The organism is Kitasatospora viridis, from assembly GCF_007829815.1.
GTDB lineage: Bacteria > Actinomycetota > Actinomycetes > Streptomycetales > Streptomycetaceae > Kitasatospora > Kitasatospora viridis.
On record NZ_VIWT01000001.1, the window covers coordinates 5,430,553 to 5,449,759 of the forward strand.

18 protein-coding genes are annotated in these 19,207 nt (G+C 71.8%); 14 read left to right on the forward strand and 4 right to left on the reverse strand.

What is annotated here, in order from left to right; translation table 11 throughout:
* The 11 genes from FHX73_RS24330 (at position 1) to FHX73_RS24380 (ending at position 14,079) form a co-directional block, all read left to right on the forward strand.
* On the forward strand, positions 1-816 hold the full coding sequence (locus tag FHX73_RS24330) for an ABC transporter ATP-binding protein (RefSeq protein WP_145908493.1): 816 nt from the start codon (positions 1-3) through the stop codon (positions 814-816).
* A 353-nt stretch (positions 817-1,169) separates the two neighbouring features.
* The gene (gene hpnC / locus FHX73_RS24335; RefSeq protein WP_145907036.1) at positions 1,170-2,075 is read left to right on the forward strand and encodes a squalene synthase HpnC; all 906 of its coding nucleotides are present in this window, start codon (positions 1,170-1,172) and stop codon (positions 2,073-2,075) included.
* A gap of 41 nt (positions 2,076-2,116) precedes the next feature.
* Positions 2,117-2,977, forward strand: a complete 861-nt coding sequence (gene hpnD / locus FHX73_RS24340) for a presqualene diphosphate synthase HpnD (RefSeq protein WP_145907037.1) — start codon at positions 2,117-2,119, stop codon at positions 2,975-2,977.
* 94 nt (positions 2,978-3,071) lie between these two features.
* Positions 3,072-4,478 carry a hydroxysqualene dehydroxylase HpnE gene (gene hpnE / locus FHX73_RS24345; RefSeq protein ID WP_145907038.1) on the forward strand — a complete coding sequence of 469 codons (1,407 nt, stop codon included), beginning with the start codon at positions 3,072-3,074 and terminating at the stop codon, positions 4,476-4,478.
* Positions 4,475-5,638: a polyprenyl synthetase family protein gene (locus FHX73_RS24350; RefSeq protein WP_145907039.1), complete on the forward strand. Its 1,164-nt coding sequence runs from the start codon at positions 4,475-4,477 to the stop codon at positions 5,636-5,638. Before hpnE ends, FHX73_RS24350 begins: the two co-directional genes overlap by 4 nt.
* Positions 5,639-5,645: 7 nt before the next feature.
* Positions 5,646-7,754, forward strand: coding sequence for a squalene--hopene cyclase (gene shc, locus FHX73_RS24355; RefSeq protein ID WP_425461417.1), 2,109 nt, complete (start codon positions 5,646-5,648; stop codon positions 7,752-7,754).
* Positions 7,751-8,425: a phosphorylase family protein gene (locus tag FHX73_RS24360; RefSeq protein WP_145907040.1), complete on the forward strand. Its 675-nt coding sequence runs from the start codon at positions 7,751-7,753 to the stop codon at positions 8,423-8,425. Before shc ends, FHX73_RS24360 begins: the two co-directional genes overlap by 4 nt.
* 2 nt (positions 8,426-8,427) lie before the next feature.
* Entirely contained in the window at positions 8,428-9,450 is a 1,023-nt protein-coding gene (gene hpnH / locus FHX73_RS24365) for an adenosyl-hopene transferase HpnH (RefSeq protein WP_145907041.1), read from the forward strand.
* Positions 9,451-9,538: 88 nt separating this feature from the next.
* Entirely contained in the window at positions 9,539-10,699 is a 1,161-nt protein-coding gene (gene ispG / locus FHX73_RS24370; protein WP_145907042.1) for a flavodoxin-dependent (E)-4-hydroxy-3-methylbut-2-enyl-diphosphate synthase, read from the forward strand.
* Between the two features lie 67 nt (positions 10,700-10,766).
* Entirely contained in the window at positions 10,767-12,689 is a 1,923-nt protein-coding gene (dxs, locus tag FHX73_RS24375) for a 1-deoxy-D-xylulose-5-phosphate synthase (protein WP_145907043.1), read from the forward strand.
* Positions 12,679-14,079, forward strand: a complete 1,401-nt coding sequence (locus tag FHX73_RS24380; RefSeq protein WP_145907044.1) for an aspartate aminotransferase family protein — start codon at positions 12,679-12,681, stop codon at positions 14,077-14,079. Before dxs ends, FHX73_RS24380 begins: the two co-directional genes overlap by 11 nt.
* A 1-nt stretch (position 14,080) precedes the next feature.
* On the opposite strand, the gene FHX73_RS24385 is transcribed toward FHX73_RS24380, so the two are convergent.
* Positions 14,081-14,356: a DUF6343 family protein gene (locus tag FHX73_RS24385; protein WP_145907045.1), complete on the reverse strand. Its 276-nt coding sequence runs from the start codon at positions 14,354-14,356 to the stop codon at positions 14,081-14,083.
* A 102-nt stretch (positions 14,357-14,458) separates the two neighbouring features.
* On the opposite strand from FHX73_RS24385, the gene FHX73_RS24390 reads away from it, so the two are divergent.
* Both FHX73_RS24390 and FHX73_RS24395 read left to right on the forward strand, forming a co-directional pair.
* A complete protein-coding gene (locus FHX73_RS24390; protein ID WP_145907046.1) occupies positions 14,459-14,707 on the forward strand; it encodes a hypothetical protein in 249 nt (82 codons plus the stop codon).
* 82 nt (positions 14,708-14,789) lie between these two features.
* Positions 14,790-14,993: a hypothetical protein gene (locus FHX73_RS24395; protein WP_170304790.1), complete on the forward strand. Its 204-nt coding sequence runs from the start codon at positions 14,790-14,792 to the stop codon at positions 14,991-14,993.
* 27 nt (positions 14,994-15,020) lie between these two features.
* On the opposite strand, the gene FHX73_RS24400 is transcribed toward FHX73_RS24395, so the two are convergent.
* Together FHX73_RS24400 and fabG are read right to left on the reverse strand one after the other, a co-directional pair.
* Positions 15,021-15,860 carry an SAM-dependent methyltransferase gene (locus FHX73_RS24400; protein ID WP_145907048.1) on the reverse strand — a complete coding sequence of 280 codons (840 nt, stop codon included), beginning with the start codon at positions 15,858-15,860 and terminating at the stop codon, positions 15,021-15,023.
* Between the two features lie 215 nt (positions 15,861-16,075).
* On the reverse strand, positions 16,076-16,843 hold the full coding sequence (gene fabG / locus FHX73_RS24405) for a 3-oxoacyl-ACP reductase FabG (protein WP_145907049.1): 768 nt from the start codon (positions 16,841-16,843) through the stop codon (positions 16,076-16,078).
* A 409-nt stretch (positions 16,844-17,252) separates the two neighbouring features.
* On the opposite strand from fabG, the gene FHX73_RS46420 reads away from it, so the two are divergent.
* A complete protein-coding gene (locus FHX73_RS46420; protein ID WP_246213692.1) occupies positions 17,253-18,089 on the forward strand; it encodes a MarR family winged helix-turn-helix transcriptional regulator in 837 nt (278 codons plus the stop codon).
* A 108-nt stretch (positions 18,090-18,197) separates the two neighbouring features.
* Here the strand turns inward: FHX73_RS46420 and FHX73_RS24420 are convergent, their stop codons facing one another.
* Positions 18,198-19,052: an aldo/keto reductase gene (locus FHX73_RS24420; protein WP_145907050.1), complete on the reverse strand. Its 855-nt coding sequence runs from the start codon at positions 19,050-19,052 to the stop codon at positions 18,198-18,200.
* Between the last annotated feature and the right edge of the window lie 155 nt (positions 19,053-19,207).

Genomic DNA, 19,207 nt, shown 5'->3' on the forward strand with positions numbered 1-19,207 from the left:
GTGACGACGACCGACCGCGAGGAGCGCGACGCCAAGGCGATCGCCGCGGCGCAGGAGACCCGGGTCCCGACCGTGGTCGTGGACGACGTGCACATCATCTACAAGGTGCACGGCGCCTCGGCCGGCAAGGGCAGCGCCACCTCGGCGCTCTCCCGGCTGATCAGCAAGAAGCGCTCTCCCGCGATCACCGAGGTGCACGCCGTGCGCGGCATCTCCTTCACCGCCTACAAGGGCGAGGCGATCGGCCTGATCGGCTCCAACGGCTCCGGCAAGTCGACCATGCTGTCGGCCATCGCCGGCCTGCTGCCGACGGCCAAGGGCGGGATCTACACCCAGGGCCAGCCCTCGCTGCTCGGCGTGAACGCGGCGCTGATGGACGACCTGACCGGTGAGCGCAACGTGGTGCTCGGCTGCCTGGCGATGGGCATGAGCCCGGCCCAGGTGAAGGAGCGCTACCAGGACATCGTGGACTTCTCGGGCATCAACGAGAAGGGCCAGTTCATCAACCTGCCGATGCGCACCTACTCGTCCGGCATGGCCGCCCGCCTGCGGTTCTCCATCGCGGCGGCCAAGACCCACGACGTGCTGCTGATCGACGAGGCGCTGTCCACCGGCGACCAGGCGTTCCAGCGCCGCAGCGAGGCCCGGATCCGCGAGCTGCGCAAGGAGGCCGGTACGGTCTTCCTGGTCAGCCACAACAACAACGCGATCCGCGACACCTGCGAGCGGACCATCTGGATCGAGACCGGCGAGCTGATCATGGACGGTCCGACCGACGAGGTGGTCGGGATGTACGAGCGCGGCGAGCGCCCGTAGGTCCGAGCCGACCCGCCGACACCGGAGCCGGTGCCGGGACGCCAGAAGCGTCCCGGCACCGGCTCCGTCGTTGTGCGCCCGGGGCCGTCCGGTGCGCCGGCCGGCGGGGCCCCGCGCACGCCCTGAGCAGGCGCGCGGGGGCGTGTGCGCCGGGCGAGTGAGCAGGTTCGGCGCGCCGTGGGGCGGGCTTTTCGGCTGGTGCCGGAAAGTGAAAGGGTGGGGGCCCAGGCGCGGTCCGTTTCCGCCCCGGGGGAATATCCGAGTCGATTCCATGGTCAACACCGGTGTAGAACGGGGGAGTGACGGACGTGACGGTATCGGCCCGGTCCTCGGTGCGGCGCCAGGAGGCCTCGGTGGGGGACACACTCGACAAGGCGGCCAGGGAGAACTTCCCGGTCGCCCCCGGCTTCCTGCCCGCGGCCTGGCGGGACGACCTGATGGCGGTCTACGGCTTCGCGCGGCTGGTCGACGACGCGGGGGACGGCGACCTCGCCGACCCCGCCGGGACGGCGGAGCTGCTGGGGGCCCCCACTCCTTCGGAGCAGTCGGACGATACGACTTTCAGACTCGGCCTTCTCGATGCCCTCGAACGCGATCTCGACCGGGTGTTCGAGTCCGGGATGCCCGGTGCCGTCGGCGAGCGCCCGCGGCACCCGCTGCTGCGCGCCCTGGTCCCGCTGGTCGGGCGCCCGGACGTCACCCCCGAACCGTTCCGCCGGCTGATCGAGGCCAACCGGGTCGACCAGACGGTCGCCCGCTACCGGACCTTCGACGACCTGGTCGGCTACTGCACGCTCTCCGCCGACCCGGTCGGCCGGCTGGTGCTGGCCCTGGCCGGGGTGTCGACCCCGCAGCGGATCGTGCTCTCCGACCGGATCTGCACCGCGCTCCAGGTGATCGAGCACCTGCAGGACGTGGCCGAGGACTTCGCCAACGGCCGGATCTACCTGCCGGCCTCGGACATGGCCCGGTTCCGGGTCACCGAGGCCGACCTGGGCCGGTCGTCCGCGGACGACCGGGTCCGTGAGCTGGTCGTCTTCGAGGCCGGCCGAGCCCGGACCCTGCTCGATCACGGCGCCCCGCTGGTGGGTACGGTTCGTGGCAGGCTTCGACTGCTGCTGGCGGGATTCACGGCCGGCGGGTACGCGGCACTGGCGGCCATCGAGGCGGCCGGCCACGACGTGCTCGCCGTGCAGCCGAAGCCCGACAAGCGCCGCCTCGCGATGAAGGCGGCGGCCATCTTCGCGAAGGGAAGGTGAACGCCCGAGTGGCGGCATCACCACTGGCGTCGGCACCGGTCATGGCGGCGTACCGCTACTGCGAGGCGGTCACCGCCCTGCAGGCCCGCAACTTCAGCTACGGGATCCGGCTGCTCCCGGAGCCGAAGCGGCTCGCCATGTCCGCGCTCTACGCGCTGGCCCGCCGGGTCGACGACATCGGCGACGGCGAGCAGCTGACGCCCGAGCGCAAGCACGAGCAGCTGCTGGCCACCCGGACCCTGCTGGACGAGGTCCGGGCGGGCAGCGTCGCCGAGGAGGACACCGACCCGATCAAGGTCGCGCTGGCCGACGCGGCGCGGCGCTTCCCGATCCCGCTGGACGCCTTCGACGAGCTGATCGACGGCGTCGAGATGGACCTGCGCGGCGAGGAGTACCGCACCTTCGAGGACCTCAAGGTGTACTGCCGCTGCGTGGCCGGCTCGATCGGCCGGCTCTCGCTCGGCGTCTACGGCTGCGAGGACCCCAAGCGGGGCGCCGAGTACGCGGACACACTGGGCCTGGCCCTGCAGCTCACCAACATCCTGCGCGACCTGCGCGAGGACGCGATCAACGGGCGCACCTACCTGCCCGCCGAGGACCTGGCCCGGTTCGGCTGCGAGCAGGGCTTCGCGCTGTCCCGGCCGCCGGTCGGCGCGGACTTCACCGGCCTGGTCGCCTTCGAGGCCGAGCGCGCCCAGGGCTACTTCGAGGAGGGCCTGCGGCTGCTCCCGATGCTGGACCGGCGCAGCCGGGCCTGCACCGCCGCGATGGCGGGGATCTACCACCGGCTGCTCGGGCGGATCGCGGCCGAGCCGGAGTCGGTGCTGCGCGGCCGGGTCTCGCTGCCCGGCTGGGAGAAGGCCTACGTCGCGCTCTCCGGCTTGGCCGGAGGACGCTCTTGACCGTTGCCGATCTTGGGCAGAGATTCAGCAGGCCGGTCCGGTGGACCACGAACAGGGCGAAGCCGACGAGCAGGGCACTGAGCAGGGAGGCGAGATGACCGGGCGCACCGCAGGCCGCACAGCCGTGGTGGTCGGCGGCGGCCTGGCCGGACTGACCGCCGCGCTGCGGCTCGCCGAGGCCGACGTCCGGGTCACCCTGCTGGAGGCCCGGCCCCGGCTCGGCGGCCTGGCCTTCTCGTTCCGCCGCGGCGAGCTGACCGTGGACAACGGCCAGCACGTCTTCCTGCGCTGCTGCACGGCTTACCGGGGCTTGATCGACCGGCTGGGCGCGGACGGGAAGGTAAAGATCCAGCCAAGGCTGGAGGTGCCGGTGCTCTCCGTCGACGAGCACGGGCACTACCGGTACGGCCGGCTCAGCCGGTCCGACCTGCCCGTGCCGCTGCACCTGTCCGCCAGCCTGGCCCGCTACCCGCACCTGGCGCCGGCCGACCGGCTGCGGGTGATCCGCGGCGCGCTGGCGCTGCAGCGGCTGGACCTGGCCGACCCGGCGCTGGACGCCGTCTCGTTCGGCGAGTGGTTGCGCTCCCACGGGCAGAACGACCGCACCCTGGCCGCGCTCTGGGACCTGGTCGGCGTGGCCACCCTGAACGCCCGGGCCGACCAGGTCTCGCTGGCGCTGGCCGCGATGGTCTTCAAGACCGGGCTGCTCACCGAGCGCGGCGCCAGCGACATCGGCATCGCCTCGGTGCCCTTGGGAGCGCTGCACCACGACCTGGCGGGCCGTGAACTGGCCGCCGCCCAGGTCGAGGTGCGGCTGCGGACCAAGGCCGTGGAACTGAAGCCGGACGGGGACGGCCGGCACACCGTGCGGCTGGACGGCGGCGAACTGCTCACCGCCGACACCGTGGTGCTGGCCGGCGCCCAGGACACCGCCCAGGCGCTGCTGCCGCCGGAGTCGATCGACGGTCAGCGGCGGCTCAGCGAGCTCGGCTACGCGCCGATCCTCAACGTGCACGTGGTCTACGACCGGCCGGTGCTGCGCCGCCCGTTCTTCGCGGCGCTGGACTCGCCGGTGCAGTGGGTCTTCGACCGCACCGCGCACTCCGGCGTGACCGCGGTGCACCCCGGTGCGCAGTACCTGGCGCTCTCCCAGTCGGCCGTGCAGGACGAGATCGAGTTGTCGGTGGCCGAGTTGCGCGGCCGCTACCTGCCCGAGCTGGCCCGGTTGCTGCCGCCGGCCCGCGGGGCCGAGGTGCTCGACTTCTTCGTCACCCGGGAGCGGACCGCGACCTTCGACCCGGCTCCGGGCACGGCCGCCCTGCGGCCCGGACCGGTGACCCGGGTGCGCGGTCTGCTGCTGGCCGGTTCGTGGACCGCCACCGACTGGCCCGCGACCATGGAGGGCGCGGTGCGCAGCGGCCACGCGGCGGCCGACGCCGCGCTCGCCGCCGCCGGTCGGCGCGCCCCGGTGGACCGGGGCGACGGACGGTGGCCGCGATGACCGCCCCGGCCGGCACCCAGCTCAGCACGCCCAGCAACACCAGACCTACGGCTCAGGGAGAGGGATCACTCGTGGAGGCACGTCCCAGCACGGTCGCGGGCGCGACGGCCCAGGCCGAACCCGTCTCGGTACCCGAGCTGCTGGCCAGGGGCCGCACGCTCTGCACCCCGCCGCTGCGCTCGGCGGTGTCCCGGCTCGCCCCGCCGATGGACGCGGTCGCGGCCTACCACTTCGGCTGGACCGACCAGGCCGGCAACCCGGTCGCCGGCGACGGCGGCAAGGCGGTCCGCCCGGCGCTGGCGCTGCTCTCCGCCGAGGCGGCCGGGGCCGGCGCGCACGCGGGTGTGCCCGGTGGCGTCGCGGTGGAGCTGGTGCACAACTTTTCGCTGCTGCATGATGATCTGATGGACGGTGACGAAACCCGCAGGCACCGGGCCACCGCCTGGACCGTCTTCGGTCCGGCCCAGGCGATCCTGGTCGGCGACGCGCTGGCCACCCTGGGCACCGAGGTGCTGCTGGACGCCGGCCGGACCGGTGCCGCCACCGCCGCCGACGCCGCCCGCGCGGTCAGCCTGATCACCACCGCCACCCGCAAGCTGATCGACGGTCAGGCCCGGGACCTCTCCTTCGAGCACCGCGACGTGGTCACCGTCGCCGAGTGCCTGGAGATGGAGGGCGGCAAGACCGGCGCCCTGCTGGCCGCCGCCGCCGCGATCGGCGCGGTGCTGGCCGGGGCGGACGACCGCACCTCGGACGCGCTGCAGCGCTACGGGCACCACCTCGGCCTGGCCTTCCAGGCCGTGGACGACCTGCTCGGCATCTGGGGGGCCACCGAGGTCACCGGCAAGCCGCACTGGGGCGACCTGCGCCAGCGCAAGAAGTCGCTGCCGGTCGCCGCCGCGCTGGCCGAGGGCGGCGCCGCCTCGCGGCGGCTGGCCGAACTGCTCGCCGACCCGACCGGGCGCGGCGAGGAGTCCGAGGAGGTACTGGCCGAGCGGGCCGCGCTGATCGAGCAGGCCGGCGGCCGGGCGTGGACCCAGGAGGAGGCACGCCGCCAGCACAGCACCGCGCTGGCCGCGCTCGACGAAGTGCCCATGGCCGACCAGGTGCGTGAACGCTTCGTCGCCCTGGCCGAGTTCGTCGTGGTACGAGAGAGGTGACAGCAAGTTGACAGCAACCGCGGACGGCCGGCTCGACCCTGAGTACGATTCCGAGCCGGTCGCGGTGGACGAACGGCGCCGGGCCCCGGGAGATCCGACCGGGGCCGGGCCGGCCGGGCAACACGCGGCGGCCACAGGGGGGCCGGCCGGCGAACCGGGTGAGGACCCGTCACCCCTGGACCGCGCGGCGATCGAGGACAGCCTGCGCCGGGCCACCGAACACCTGTTGTCGCTCCAGGACGAGCAGGGCTGGTGGAAGGGGGACCTCGAAACCAATGTGACGATGGACGCCGAGGACCTGTTACTGCGTCAGTTCCTCGGGATCCGGACCGCCGAGCAGACCGCCGCCACCGCCGAGTGGATCCGGTCGCAACAACGCGAGGACGGCACCTGGGGAACGTTCCACGGAGGTCCACCGGAGATCTCCACCACCGTCGAGGCGTACGTCGCGCTGCGCCTGGCGGGTGACCGGCCGGACGCCCCGCACATGCGGGCCGCGGCCGAGTACGTGCGCGGCGAGGGCGGCATCGCCGCCACCCGGGTGTTCACCCGGATCTGGCTGGCCCTGTTCGGCTGGTGGCCCTGGGAGCGGCTGCCGGAGATGCCGCCGGAGATCATGTTCCTGCCCAAGTGGGCACCGCTCAACATCTACGCCTTCGGCTGCTGGGCCCGGCAGACCATCGTGCCGCTGACCGTGGTCTCCGCCTTCCGCCCGGTGCGCCCGGCCCCGTTCGACCTGACCGAGTTGCACACCGACCCGGACAACCCCTTCCCGCTGCGCCCGCTGGCCCCGCCGACCAGTTGGGACGGCTTCTTCGAGCGGCTCGACCTGGTGCTGCACGCCTACCACAAGCGCGCGGTGCGGCCGCTGCGCAGACTGGCGCTCAACCAGGCCGGCCGGTGGATCGTCGAGCGCCAGGAGGCGGACGGCTGCTGGGGCGGGATCCAGCCGCCCGCCGTCTACTCGCTGATCGCCCTGCACCTGCTCGGCTACGAGCTGGAGCACCCGGTGATGCGCCGCGGCCTGGACGCCTTCGACCGCTTCACCGTGCACACCGAGGGCGGCGGCCGCTGGATGGAGGCCTGTCAGTCCCCGGTCTGGGACACCTGCCTGGCCACCATCGCGCTGGTCGACGCCGGGCTGCCGGCCGACCACCCGGCGCTGGTGAAGGCCACCGACTGGATGGTCGGCGAGGAGATCACCAAGAAGGGCGACTGGTCGGTGCAGCGGCCCGCGCTGGCGCCCGGCGGCTGGGCCTTCGAGTTCCACAACGACACCTACCCGGACATCGACGACACCGCCGAGGTGGTGCTGGCGCTGCGCCGGGTCGACCACCCGGACCCGGCGCGGGTCGAGGCCTCGGTGCGCCGCGGGGTGGAGTGGAACCTCGGGATGCAGTCCAAGAACGGCGCCTGGGGCGCCTTCGACGTGGACAACACCAGCACGCTGCCGAACAAGCTGCCGTTCTGCGACTTCGGCGAGGTGGTGGACCCGCCGTCCGCCGACGTCACCGCCCACGTGGTGGAGATGCTGGCCGAGGTCGGGCAGGCCGACGACCCGCGCACCCGGCGCGGGATCGACTGGCTGCTGGCGAACCAGGAGAGCGACGGCTCCTGGTTCGGCCGCTGGGGCACCAACTACATCTACGGCACCGGCTCGGTGGTGCCGGCGCTGACCGCGGCCGGGGTGCCGGAGTCCGACCCGGCGATCCGCCGGGCCGTCAGCTGGCTGGAGGAGCGGCAGAACCAGGACGGCGGCTGGGGCGAGGACATGCGCTCCTACGAGGACCCGGCGAAGTGGTCCGGGCGCGGCGACTCCACCGCCTCGCAGACCGCCTGGGCGCTGATGGCGCTGCTGGCGGCCGGCGAGGGTCCAGGGGGTCGGTACGCCCCGGGTGACGGGCGGGGCAGCGCCGCGGTGGAGCGCGGGGTGCGCTGGCTCGCCGCCACCCAGTTGGCCGAAGGCAGCTGGGACGAGCCGCAGTTCACCGGCACCGGCTTCCCGTGGGACTTCTCCATCAACTACCACCTCTACCGGCTGGTCTTCCCGGTCACCGCGCTCGGCCGCTACCTGAACGGCAACCCGGTGCTGGGGCGCGCGGGGAGGACCGGGTGACGACGGCTCCGCTGCTGGTGCTCTGCGCGCTGGCGCCCGAGGCCTGGGCGCTGCGCGGCGGGGACTGGTCCGGCGCGCCCGGCGGACCGCCGGTGCTGGTGCGCACCGGGATGGGGCCGCAGAAGGCCGGACGGACCGTCAGCGCGCTGCTGGCGCGCGGCACCCCCGCCTACGGGGCGGTGGTGCTCACCGGGTTCTGCGCGGCCGCGGCCCCGGGAACAACACCCGGCCAGGTGGTTGTTGCCGACAGGGTGCACTCCGCGTCGGGACGTTCCACGACGACCCAGCAGGCCGAGCCGCTGGCCCGGTCGCTGCGGGGTCTGGGGCTGGACGTGCGGATCGGCGCGCTGCACTCCGCGGACCACGTGGTGCGCGGGCCCGAGCGCCGGGTGCTGCACCGGGCCGGCGTGACGGCGGTGGACATGGAGTCCGCCGCCGTGCTGGAGCGGCTGCCCGCGGGCCTGCCGGTGGCCGCGGTCCGGGTGGTGGTGGACACGCCCGAGCACGAACTCCTCAGACCCGGGACGCTGCCCGGGGGGCTGCGCGCCTTCCGCGCCCTGCGGGCCCTCGTGCCCGCCCTGGCCGACTGGCACCGCGCCGTCCTCGCCGCCCCGTCCGACCCCGTTCCGAACTCCCCTTCCCTGCCGAAGTTCTCTCAGGAAGTGAGCTAGTCATGGCCATGCCGCTGCGCCAGACCCTACGAGTCGGCACCTACCTCATGCAGCAGAAGCTCATCAAGCGGCGCGAGAAGTTCCCCCTGATCGTCGAGCTGGAACCGCTCTTCGCCTGCAACCTGGCCTGCGAGGGCTGCGGCAAGATCCAGCACCCGGCCGGCGTGCTGAAGCAGCGGATGCCGGTCGCCCAGGCGGTCGGCGCGGTGCTGGAGTCGGGCGCGCCGATGGTCTCCATCGCGGGTGGCGAGCCGCTGATGCACCCGCAGATCGACGAGATCGTCCGTCAGCTGGTGGCCCGGCGGAAGTACGTCTTCCTTTGCACGAACGCGCTCCTGCTGCGCAAGAAGTTGGACAAGTTCACTCCTTCGCCGTACTTCACCTTCACCGTGCACATCGACGGCCTGCGCGAGCGGCACGATGAGTCGGTGGCCAAGGAGGGGACCTTCGACGAGGCGGTGGCCGCCATCAAGGAGGCCAAGCGCCGCGGCTTCCGGGTGACCACCAACAGCACCTTCTTCAACACCGACACCCCGCAGACGATCATCGACGTGCTGGACTTCCTCAACGATGATCTGAAGGTCGACGAGATGATGATCTCTCCGGCCTACGCGTACGAGAAGGCTCCCGACCAGGAGCACTTCCTCGGTGTCGAGCAGACCCGCGAGCTGTTCCGCAAGACCTTCGCGGGTGGCAATCGGAGCCGCTGGCGGCTCAACCACAGTCCGCTCTTCCTCGACTTCCTCGAAGGCAAGGTGGACTTCGAGTGCACCGCCTGGGGGATCCCGAACTACTCGCTCTTCGGTTGGCAGCGCCCCTGCTACCTGATGAGCGACGGCTACGTCCCCACCTACCGGGAGCTGATCGAGAAGACCGACTGGTCCAAGTACGGACGGGGCAAGGACCCGCGCTGCGAGAACTGCATGGCGCACTGCGGGTACGAGCCGACCGCGGTGCTGGCCACCATGGGTTCGCTCAAGGAGTCGCTCCGAGCCGCCCGCGAAACGGTGGTCAGCTCCAGCTGAGTCGGCGGCCCGGCGCGCGTGCAGGAGCGCGCGCCGGGCTCGACCATGGCATCAGGACGACTACCGCACAGCAAGGATGAGCCAACCCATGACCGCGATCTCGCTCGGCATTCCGTCGCTGCCGCATCTGCCGCTCGCCACTCGCCGGGTCTCCCGGCAGATCATGGTGGGCAGCGTGCCGGTCGGCGGCGATGCGCCGGTGTCGGTGCAGTCGATGACCACCACGCTGACCTCGGACGTCAACGCCACGCTGCAGCAGATCGCGCAGCTGACGGCGTCGGGGTGTCAGATCGTGCGGGTGGCGGTGCCCTCGCAGGACGACGCGGACGCGCTGCCGATCATCGCGAAGAAGTCGCAGATCCCGGTGATCGCGGACATCCACTTCCAGCCGAAGTACGTGTTCGCCGCGATCGACGCCGGCTGTGCCGCGGTCCGGGTGAACCCGGGCAACATCAAGGCCTTCGACGACAAGGTCGGCGAGATCGCCAAGGCGGCCTCGCAGGCGGGCGTGCCGATCCGGATCGGCGTCAACGCCGGCTCGCTGGACAAGCGGCTGCTGGAGAAGTACGGCAAGGCGACTCCGGAGGCGCTGGTCGAGTCGGCGCTCTGGGAGTGCTCGCTGTTCGAGGAGCACGGGTTCCGGGACATCAAGATCTCGGTGAAGCACAACGACCCGGTCGTGATGATCAACGCCTACCGGCAGCTGGCGGCGGCGTGCGACTACCCGCTGCACCTGGGCGTGACCGAGGCCGGTCCGGCGTTCCAGGGCACGATCAAGTCGGCGGTGGCGTTCGGCGCGCTGCTGGCGGAGGGGATCGGCGACACCATCCGGGTCTCGCTGTCGGCTCCGCCGGTGGAGGAGGTCAAGGTCGGCATCCAGATCCTGGAGTCGCTGAACCTGCGTCAGCGCGGCCTGGAGATCGTCTCCTGCCCGTCCTGCGGCCGCGCCCAGGTCGACGTGTACAAGCTGGCGGAGGAGGTCACCGCGGGCCTGGAGGGCATGGACGTGCCGCTGCGGGTCGCGGTGATGGGGTGTGTGGTGAACGGCCCGGGTGAGGCGCGGGAGGCCGATCTGGGTGTGGCCTCGGGCAACGGGAAGGGGCAGATCTTCGTCAAGGGCGAGGTGATCAAGACCGTGCCGGAGTCGAAGATCGTCGAGACCCTGATCGAGGAGGCCCTGCTGCTGGCCGAGGAGATGCGGGCGGACGGCGGGCCGGCAGGCGTGCCCGCGGTGATCGCCGCAGGCTGATACCAGCTCACCAGGCCCACGCGGGCCGTTCCCTCACCCGAGCGCAATGAAGCCGAGAGGTGGAGTCATGTCACTGCTGTCCTCCGTCCACGGGCCGGCCGACCTGAAGGAGCTGCCGGCCAGCCGGCTGCCCGAGCTGGCCCAGGAGATCCGCGACTTCCTGATCGAGGCGGTCTCCCGCACCGGCGGCCACCTGGGCCCCAACCTCGGCGTGGTCGAGCTGACCATCGCCCTGCACCGGGTCTTCGACTCACCGCACGACCGGATCCTCTTCGACACCGGGCACCAGTCCTACGTGCACAAGCTGCTGACCGGCCGTCAGGACTTCAGCCGGCTGCGGGCCAAGGGCGGCCTGTCCGGCTACCCGTCCCGGGCCGAGTCCGAGCACGACGTGATCGAGAACTCGCACGCCTCCACCGTGCTCAGCTACGCCGACGGGATCGCCAAGGCGCACCAGATCCAGGGCCGCCGGGACCGGCAGACCGTCGCCGTGATCGGCGACGGCGCGCTCACCGGCGGCCTGGCCTGGGAGGCGCTGAACAACATCGCCGAGGCGCAGGACCGCCCGCTGGTGATCGTGGTCAACGACAACGAGCGGTCCTACGCCAAGACCATCGGCGGTCTGGCCAACCACCTGGCCACGCTGCGCACCACCCAGGGCTACGAGCGCTTCCTGGCCTGGGGCAAGGAGGCGCTGCAGCGCACCCCGGTGGTCGGCCAGCCGATCTTCGAGGCGCTGCACGGCGCCAAGAAGGGGTTCAAGGACTCCTTCGCGCCGCAGGGCATGTTCGAGGACCTGGGCCTGAAGTACGTCGGCCCGATCGACGGGCACGACATCGGCGCCGTGGAGTCCGCGCTGCGCCGGGCCCGCGGCTTCGGCGGGCCGGTGATCGTGCACTGCCTGACCGTCAAGGGCCGCGGCTACCGCCCCGCCGAGCTGGACGAGGCGGACCGCTTCCACGCGGTCGGCGCGATGGACCCCTACACCTGCCTGCCGATCTCGCCGGCCGGCGGCACCTCCTGGACCTCCGTCTTCGGCGACGAGATGCTCGCGGTCGGGGCCCAGCGGCCGGACGTGGTGGCGATCACCGCCGCGATGCTCCAGCCGGTCGGCCTGGCCGCCTTCGCCAAGGCCTACCCGCAGCGCACCTTCGACGTGGGCATCGCCGAGCAGCACGCCGTGACCAGCGCCGCCGGGCTGGCCACCGCGGGACTGCACCCGGTGGTGGCGGTCTACGCGACCTTCCTCAACCGGGCCTTCGACCAGGTGCTGATGGACGTGGCGCTGCACCGGCTCGGCGTCACCTTCGTGCTGGACCGGGCCGGGGTGACCGGCAACGACGGAGCCTCGCACAACGGCATGTGGGACCTGTCGGTGCTCCAGGTGGTGCCCGGCCTGCGGCTGGCCGCGCCGCGCGACGCCGAGCAGCTCAAGGCCCAGCTGCACGAGGCGCTGGAGGTGGCGGACGCGCCGACCGTGGTCCGCTTCCCCAAGGGCGAGGTCGGCCGGGTCTTCCCGGCGATCGAGCACCTGGGCGGGGTGGACGTGCTGCAGCGCACCCAGGTGGCGGACCGCAGCGGGCAGCAGATCCTGCTGGTCTCGGTCGGCGCGATGGCCGGCGCCTGCCTGGACGCCGCCGCCCTGCTCACCGCCGACGGCTTCGCCACCACCGTGGTGGACCCGCGCTGGGTCAAGCCGGTGGACCCCGCGCTGGCCAAGCTCGCGGCCGAGCACACCCTGGTGGTCACCGTGGAGGACAACGGGCGCGCCGGCGGCGTCGGGGCGGCGATCGCCCAGGCGCTGCGGGACGCCGAGGTGGACACCCCGCTGCGCGACCTCGGTCTGCGCCAGGAGTTCCTGGAGCACGCGGGCCGGGGCGAAATCATGGAGGAGGCCGGGCTGACCGGGACCGGTATCGCCGCCCAGGCCGCCGCCTACGCCAAGCACCTGCTGCCCGAACGAGGAGTGAACGAACCCCGTGCCAGCTGACCGCCCGAACAACGCACTGGACCTCGCCGCCCTGCTCGCCGAGCGCGGCGGCGAGCGGTACGAGCTGCACGCCCGCTACCTCAACCCGCAGCTGCCCCGGATGCTGCACACCATCGGCTTCGACAAGACCTACGACCGCGCGGCCGGTCCGTACTTCTACGACGCCGAGGGCAACGAGTACCTGGACATGCTGGCCGGGTTCGGGATCTTCGCGCTGGGCCGGCACCACCCGGTGGTGCGGGACGCGATCCGGCAGGTGATGGAGCTGGACCTGCCGGACCTGACCCGGTTCGACTGCCCGCCGCTGCCGGGGCTGCTGGCCGAGCGGCTGCTCGCGCTGGCGCCCGGGCTGGACCGGGTGTTCTTCGGCAACAGCGGCACCGAGGCGGTGGAGACGGCGATCAAGTTCGCCCGCTACGCCACCGGTCGGGGCCGGATCCTCTACTGCGACCACGCCTTCCACGGCCTGACCACCGGCTCGCTCTCGATCAACGGCGAGGGAGGGTTCCGCAAGGGCTTCGGCCCGCTGCTGCCGGACACCGCGATCCCGCTGGGCGACCTCGGCGCGCTCCAGCGGGAGCTGCGCAAGGGTGACGTCGCGGCGCTGATCGTCGAGCCGATCCAGGGCAAGGGCGTGCACCAGGCGCCGCCCGGCTGGCTGCGCGCCGCCCAGGAGCTGCTGCACGAGAACAAGGCGCTGCTGATCTGCGACGAGGTGCAGACCGGGGTCGGCCGCACCGGCGCGTTCTTCGCCTACCAGGACGAGGAGGGCGTGCAGCCGGACCTGGTCTGCGCGGCCAAGGCCCTGTCCGGCGGCTACGTGCCGATCGGCGCCACCCTCGGCAAGAACTGGATCTTCGAGAAGGTCTACTCCTCGATGGACCGGGTGCTGGTGCACTCGGCCAGCTTCGGCTCCAACGCCCAGGCGATGGCGGCCGGTCTGGCCACCCTGCAGGTGATGCGGGACGAGAAGGTGGTGGAGAACGCCCGGGTGGTGGGCGACCTGTTCCGCTCCCGGCTGGCCGCGCTCACCGAGAAGTACGAGCTGCTGGCCGACGTGCGCGGCCGCGGGCTGATGATCGGCATCGAGTTCGGCCGGCCGAAGTCGCTCAAGCTGCGCACCGGGTGGACCGCGCTGCAGGCCGCCCGCAAGGGCCTGTTCGCCCAGATGGTGGTGGTCCCGCTGCTGCAGAAGCACCGGATCCTCACCCAGGTCTCCGGGGACCACCTGGAGGTGATCAAGCTGATCCCGCCGCTGATCATCACCGAGCGCGAGGTGGACCGCTTCGTCGACGCGTTCAGCGAGGTGATGGACGACGCGCACCGGGGCAGCGGCCTGATGTGGGACTTCGGCCGGACGCTGGTGAAGCAGGCCGTCAGCAACCGCTAGCTCAGAGCTCGACCCGGCGGCGGCGGATCACCACGTAGAGGTCCACGACGGCGAACAGGGTCAGGGCGAAGCAGACGACGGCGAAGCCGATCAGGGTGCTCCGGGAGGGCGCGCTGGTCGGCCCGGCCAGCGCGGCGAAGACCGCGAAGGCGGCGGTGGCCAGCGCGAAGAGCGGCGTGAAGACCACTGAGAGCAGGAACCGGAGCTTGAGGTCGCTGCGCGCGAACCGGGGCTCGGTACCGCTGCGCCAGCGGCGGGGTGTGGTCGCGTAGCGCATGGCGCTGCACCTTTCGTCCGTAGTCGTGGCGAGTACCCGGACAGCTCCAGGCTAATCCGGCGGTACCCTCGTGAGCCGAGGCACGAAGAGCGGAGGAGCGGCGTGAGCATCGCGGTGTGCACCATCTGCACCGGCACCGGGCGGCTGGCCGGTTTGCAGTGCCGGACCTGCAAGGGCACCGGCACCACCGAGCGCGACGGTGGCGGCAACTGCTTCCTGTGCACGGGGAGCGGCATCTACACCCGCTACCGGGTCTCCGCCGACGGCAGCAAGCAGGCGTACCGCGAGGAGCCGTGCCGGACCTGCGACGGCACCGGGACGATCACCGCGGGTCACCCGGTGGACGCCTGACCGTCCCTCAGGTCGCACTTTCTGATGTACCGTCAAACCGCTACCGTGGACTCACTCTTCGTATCCGATGCGAGGTCGGTCCATGGTCGCTGTCGACACGTACACCCGGTACTGCGAGTCCTGCGGTACCCCGGTCACCGAAGGACCGGAGGGCGGCTACGTGTGCGGGGCCTGTTTCCACGTGGTGGAGCCGCGTGGCGCGGACGAGGCTCGCAAGCGCCGGCGGATCGAGCGGGCCACCATGGTCGCCGAGGCGGCCCGGCTGCGGCAGCTGCAACGCTACTGAGCTGACGGCCCGCCCCGGCCCGAGGGGCTACGGCTTGCGGGCCACCACCGCGTAGCCGGGCGCCCAGATCGCGGCCTCCTCGGCGGACTCGGCCCGCCAGGCCGGCGCCGGCACCAGGCCTGGCTCGACCAGTTCGAGGCCGGTGAGGAAGCGCTCGATCTGCGCCCGGGAGCGCGGGGTCACCTGGGCGGTGGCGGCGCAGTAGACCTGGGTGCCGGCCGCGACCCGGGCCGGCGGGTCGAAGTCGCCGGTGCCGTGCGACAGGATCAGCAGACTGCCCGGGGCCAGCGCCGCCAGCAGCGTGGCGACCAGCCGGTACGGGTCCTGCTCCTCGTCGATGAAGTGCAGCACCGCGACCAGCAGCAGCGCCACCGGCCGGTCGAAGTCGAGCGCCGCGCGCACCCGGGGGTCGGCCAGGATCGCCTCCGGCTCGCGCAGGTCGGCCTGGAGCACCGTGGTGGCGCCGTGCCCGGGGCCGGCCATCAGCGCCCGGGCGTGCGCCAGCACGATCGGGTCGTTGTCCACGTAGACCACCCGGGCGGCCGGATCGACGAGTTGGGCCACCTGGTGGGTGTTGCCCTCGCTGGGAATCCCGGTGCCGATGTCCAGGAACTGGCCGATGCCCTGCTCGGCGGCCAGCCGCACCGCGCGCCGCAGGAAGGTCCGGTTGCTCCGGGCCGCGGCCCCGATCCCCGGGGAGAGCGAGATCAGCTGCTCGGCGGCGGCCCGGTCGGCGGGGAAGTTGTCCTTCCCGCCCAACAGGTAGTTGTAGATCCGGGCCGGATGCGGCACTTCGGGGCGCAGATCGCTCGCGGCCGGCGGCTCGTCCGGCCAGTCCTGCGCCATCCAACCAGTGGTTTCGGCCATGTCCGGATCCCGCCCTCGGTTCGACGCTGTGTCAGCAGCATAGACAGCAGACGATCAGCTGTACGAGGGTTCGTCAGATCCGTCGGGCGGAATCCTTGCTGGGAATTGTCCCGCAGTTTTCGGAAGTTGCTGGGAGAAGCCTCTGAAATGCCGGTGACTGACACCTCCCTGGCCACTGCCTGGGCGCGGTGACCAGGGAAACTACGTCCGAATGACTAGTCGAGCGGTCCGCCCGCGACGTAAATCACCTGGCCGCTGACAAATCCCGCGCCCTCGCTGGCGAGGAACGAGACGGTGTGCGCGATGTCCTCCGGGAGGCCGACCCGCTGGACCGGGATCTGGCTGGCCGCGGCCTGCTTGAAGGCCTCGAACTCCATGCCCACGCGCTGCGCGGTGGCGGCCGTCATGTCGGTGGCGATGAAGCCCGGGGCCACCGCGTTGGCGGTGACGCCGAACTTGCCCAGCTCGATCGCCAGGGTCTTGGTGAAGCCCTGCAGGCCGGCCTTGGCGGAGGAGTAGTTGGCCTGGCCGCGGTTGCCCTGGGCGGACGAGGAGGAGAGGTTGACGACCCGCCCGAACCCGGCGGCGACCATGTGCTTCTGGACCGCACGGGTCATCAGGAAGGCGCCGCGCAGGTGCACGTTCATGACGGTGTCCCAGTCCGCCACGGACATCTTGAACAGCAGGTTGTCGCGCAGCACACCGGCGTTGTTGACCAGCACCACGGGGGCGCCCAGCTCGTCCGCGATCCGCGCCACGGCCGCTTCGACCTGCGCTTCGTCGGAGACGTCGGCGCCCACGGCGAGGGCCCGGCCGCCGGCGGCGACGATCTTCTCGACCGTCTCCTTGCCGTTCTCCTCCGTCAGATCGACCACCGCGACGGCGTATCCGTCGGCGGCCAGGCGCAGTGCGGTGGCGGCGCCGATTCCGCGCGCCGCACCGGTGACGACGGCGACCCGCTGGGAACTGGTCTGCTCGGTCATATGGAGTACTCGTCTCTACTCGATTCGGGGTGGAGTTACCCTACCCGCGAGTAGTGAACCGGAGAAGAGTGCCACTCGGCCGGGTGGTCAACTCCGTGGCGCGGGACGAAATACCACAACTGGGTTGAACATCCGTCTACTATCTGCCCCTGCCTGCCGCATTGCGGGCTCCGTTTGTATAGTGTGCGCCAGCAGCCGTCGGCTGCACGGCGGAGCTCCCCTCGATCCGGGTCGCATCACTGCGGTTGGTGCCGATTCGGTTGGGGGAGGCCAGCGCGCCGCTACTGCCCCGCCCGGGTGTCCCACAGCACACCGGGTGTGACATCAGGACGGATTCATGGTGCTGGGGGAGATCCCGACGACCCGCGTGCCCGGACGACTGCAGCAGTCACCCGGTCACCTCATCCGCGTGGCCCAGCAGGTTCACACCCGGCTGTGGTCCGAACACGTGGGAGCCGAACTGACGGCTCCTCAGTTCGCAGTCCTGCTTGCCCTCGCTCTCGAACCTGGCGCCGATCAGCGCACGGTGGGGGAGCGGGCCTCGCTGGACAAGGCGACGATGGCCGAGATGGTCGCTCGGCTGGTTCGGCGTGGCCTGGTGCTGCGCCGTCGCGATCCGGCGGACGGCCGGCGCAAACTGCTCGCGCTCTCGCAGAACGGCGCACAGGCGGTCCGTGAGGCCACCGGCGGCGTGGTGCGGGTGCAACGCACCCTGTTCGAGCCGCTCAGCACGGACGAGCAGCTCGAACTGGTCAGGGTGCTGGCCAAGATAGCCCGGTTGGAACCGGCCGCGGTCGCCTCGGTGACCGACACCCGGCCGCTGCTGGACGCGCAGCGGGCGGTCGGCTACCTGATCAGGGTGGGCCAGCAGGTCCATACCAAGCTCTGGTCGGAGTGCGTCGGTTCGGAGTTGACGGCACCTCAGTTCGCGGTGCTGGACGCCCTGGAGACCGAGCCGGGCGCCGACCAGCGCACGGTCGGCGAGCTGGCCTCGCTGGACAAGGCGACGATGGCCGAGATGGTCTCCCGCCTGGTCCGCCGCGGCCTGGTGCTGCGCCGGCGCGACCCTTCGGACGGACGGCGCAACCTGCTCTCGCTCTCGCCCACCGGTCAGGAGCTGTTGCACAGCGCCGCCGCCGGGGTGGCCCGGGTGGAGCAGCAACTGCTCGAACCGCTGGACGCGACCGAACGTCAGCAGGTGCTGGTGCTGCTGGGCAAGGCCGCGCGACTGACGCCTGTGGCGTAACGATTCGTCAACTCAACACAGGCCAGGCACACGTATGGGCGCTCCTTCCCAGGGGCGCCCATACGATTTTTCACTGGACCGGGAACAGTCTTCCCGGATCAGCAGTGATCAGTTCCAGTCGAAGCCGGTCGGGTCCGGGCCGATCCGCTCGCCGGTGGCGACCGAGTCCAGCGCGGCCAGGTCCTCGGCGTCCAGCTCGAAGCCCAGGACGTCGAAGTTCTGCTGGATCCGGGCCGGGGTCACCGACTTCGGGATCGCGATGATGCCGCTCTGCAGGTGCCAGCGGAGCACCACCTGGGCGACCGAGCGGTCGTGCTTCTCCGCGACCTTCACCAGCGCCGACTCGGCCAGCAGCGCGCCGCCCTGACCCAGCGGGCTCCAGGCCTCGGTGGCGATGCCGTGCTCGGCGTGGAAGGCGCGCAGTTCGGTCTGCGGGAAGTACGGGTGCAGCTCGACCTGGTTCAGCGCCGGCACCAGCGAGGTGTTCTCCAGCAGCCGGGTCAGCTCCGCCGGGCCGAAGTTGGAGACGCCGACCGCCTTCGCCCGCCCGCTGGCCGCCAACTCCTCGAAGGCCGCCCAGATGTTGCCGAAGCTGCCGTGCATCGGGCGCGGCCAGTGGATCAGGTAGAGGTCGACGTAGTCGGTGCCGAGCTTCTCCAGCGAGGCGTCGAACTCGCGCAGCACCGCGTCCCGGCCGGCCTGGCCGGACCAGTCGCGGGTGCCGCTGTTCCACAGCTTGGTGGTGAGGAAGAGCTCCTCGCGCGGGACGCCCGCCTGCTGGATGCCCAGACCGGTGCCGCGCTCGTTGTCGTAGATCGCGGCGGTGTCGATGCTCCGGTAGCCGGTCTCGATCGCGGTGCGGACGGCGGCCGCCGCGCCCTCGTCCGGGACCTGCCAGACGCCGAAGCCGAGCTGGGGGATGACCGAGCCGTTGTTCAGGGTGATGCCGGGGATGCTGCTCACGAGAAGCTGGTGCCCTTCGTCTTCGTCCAGTGCTTCCGGGGGGTGAACCGCGCGGTGGCCCGCGGTGTTCCCGAATGGGGGGAATTGCCTGGTCCGACCCGAGCTGACCACCCGTTGGAGGGACCGCGCGTCCTCCGATCGAGGGAGGTCGGCGC

Coding starts and splice junctions, on each gene's coding strand:
- hpnD (WP_145907037.1), top strand. CDS start 2,117: ATGGCGGCGTACCGCTACTGCGAGGCGGTCACCGCCCTGCAGGCCCGC.
- hpnE (WP_145907038.1), top strand. CDS start 3,072: ATGACCGGGCGCACCGCAGGCCGCACAGCCGTGGTGGTCGGCGGCGGC.
- FHX73_RS24350 (WP_145907039.1), top strand. CDS start 4,475: ATGACCGCCCCGGCCGGCACCCAGCTCAGCACGCCCAGCAACACCAGA.
- hpnH (WP_145907041.1), top strand. CDS start 8,428: ATGGCCATGCCGCTGCGCCAGACCCTACGAGTCGGCACCTACCTCATG.
- ispG (WP_145907042.1), top strand. CDS start 9,539: ATGACCGCGATCTCGCTCGGCATTCCGTCGCTGCCGCATCTGCCGCTC.
- dxs (WP_145907043.1), top strand. CDS start 10,767: ATGTCACTGCTGTCCTCCGTCCACGGGCCGGCCGACCTGAAGGAGCTG.
- FHX73_RS24385 (WP_145907045.1), bottom strand. CDS start 14,356: ATGCGCTACGCGACCACACCCCGCCGCTGGCGCAGCGGTACCGAGCCC.
- FHX73_RS24395 (WP_170304790.1), top strand. CDS start 14,790: ATGGTCGCTGTCGACACGTACACCCGGTACTGCGAGTCCTGCGGTACC.
- FHX73_RS24400 (WP_145907048.1), bottom strand. CDS start 15,860: ATGGCCGAAACCACTGGTTGGATGGCGCAGGACTGGCCGGACGAGCCG.
- fabG (WP_145907049.1), bottom strand. CDS start 16,843: ATGACCGAGCAGACCAGTTCCCAGCGGGTCGCCGTCGTCACCGGTGCG.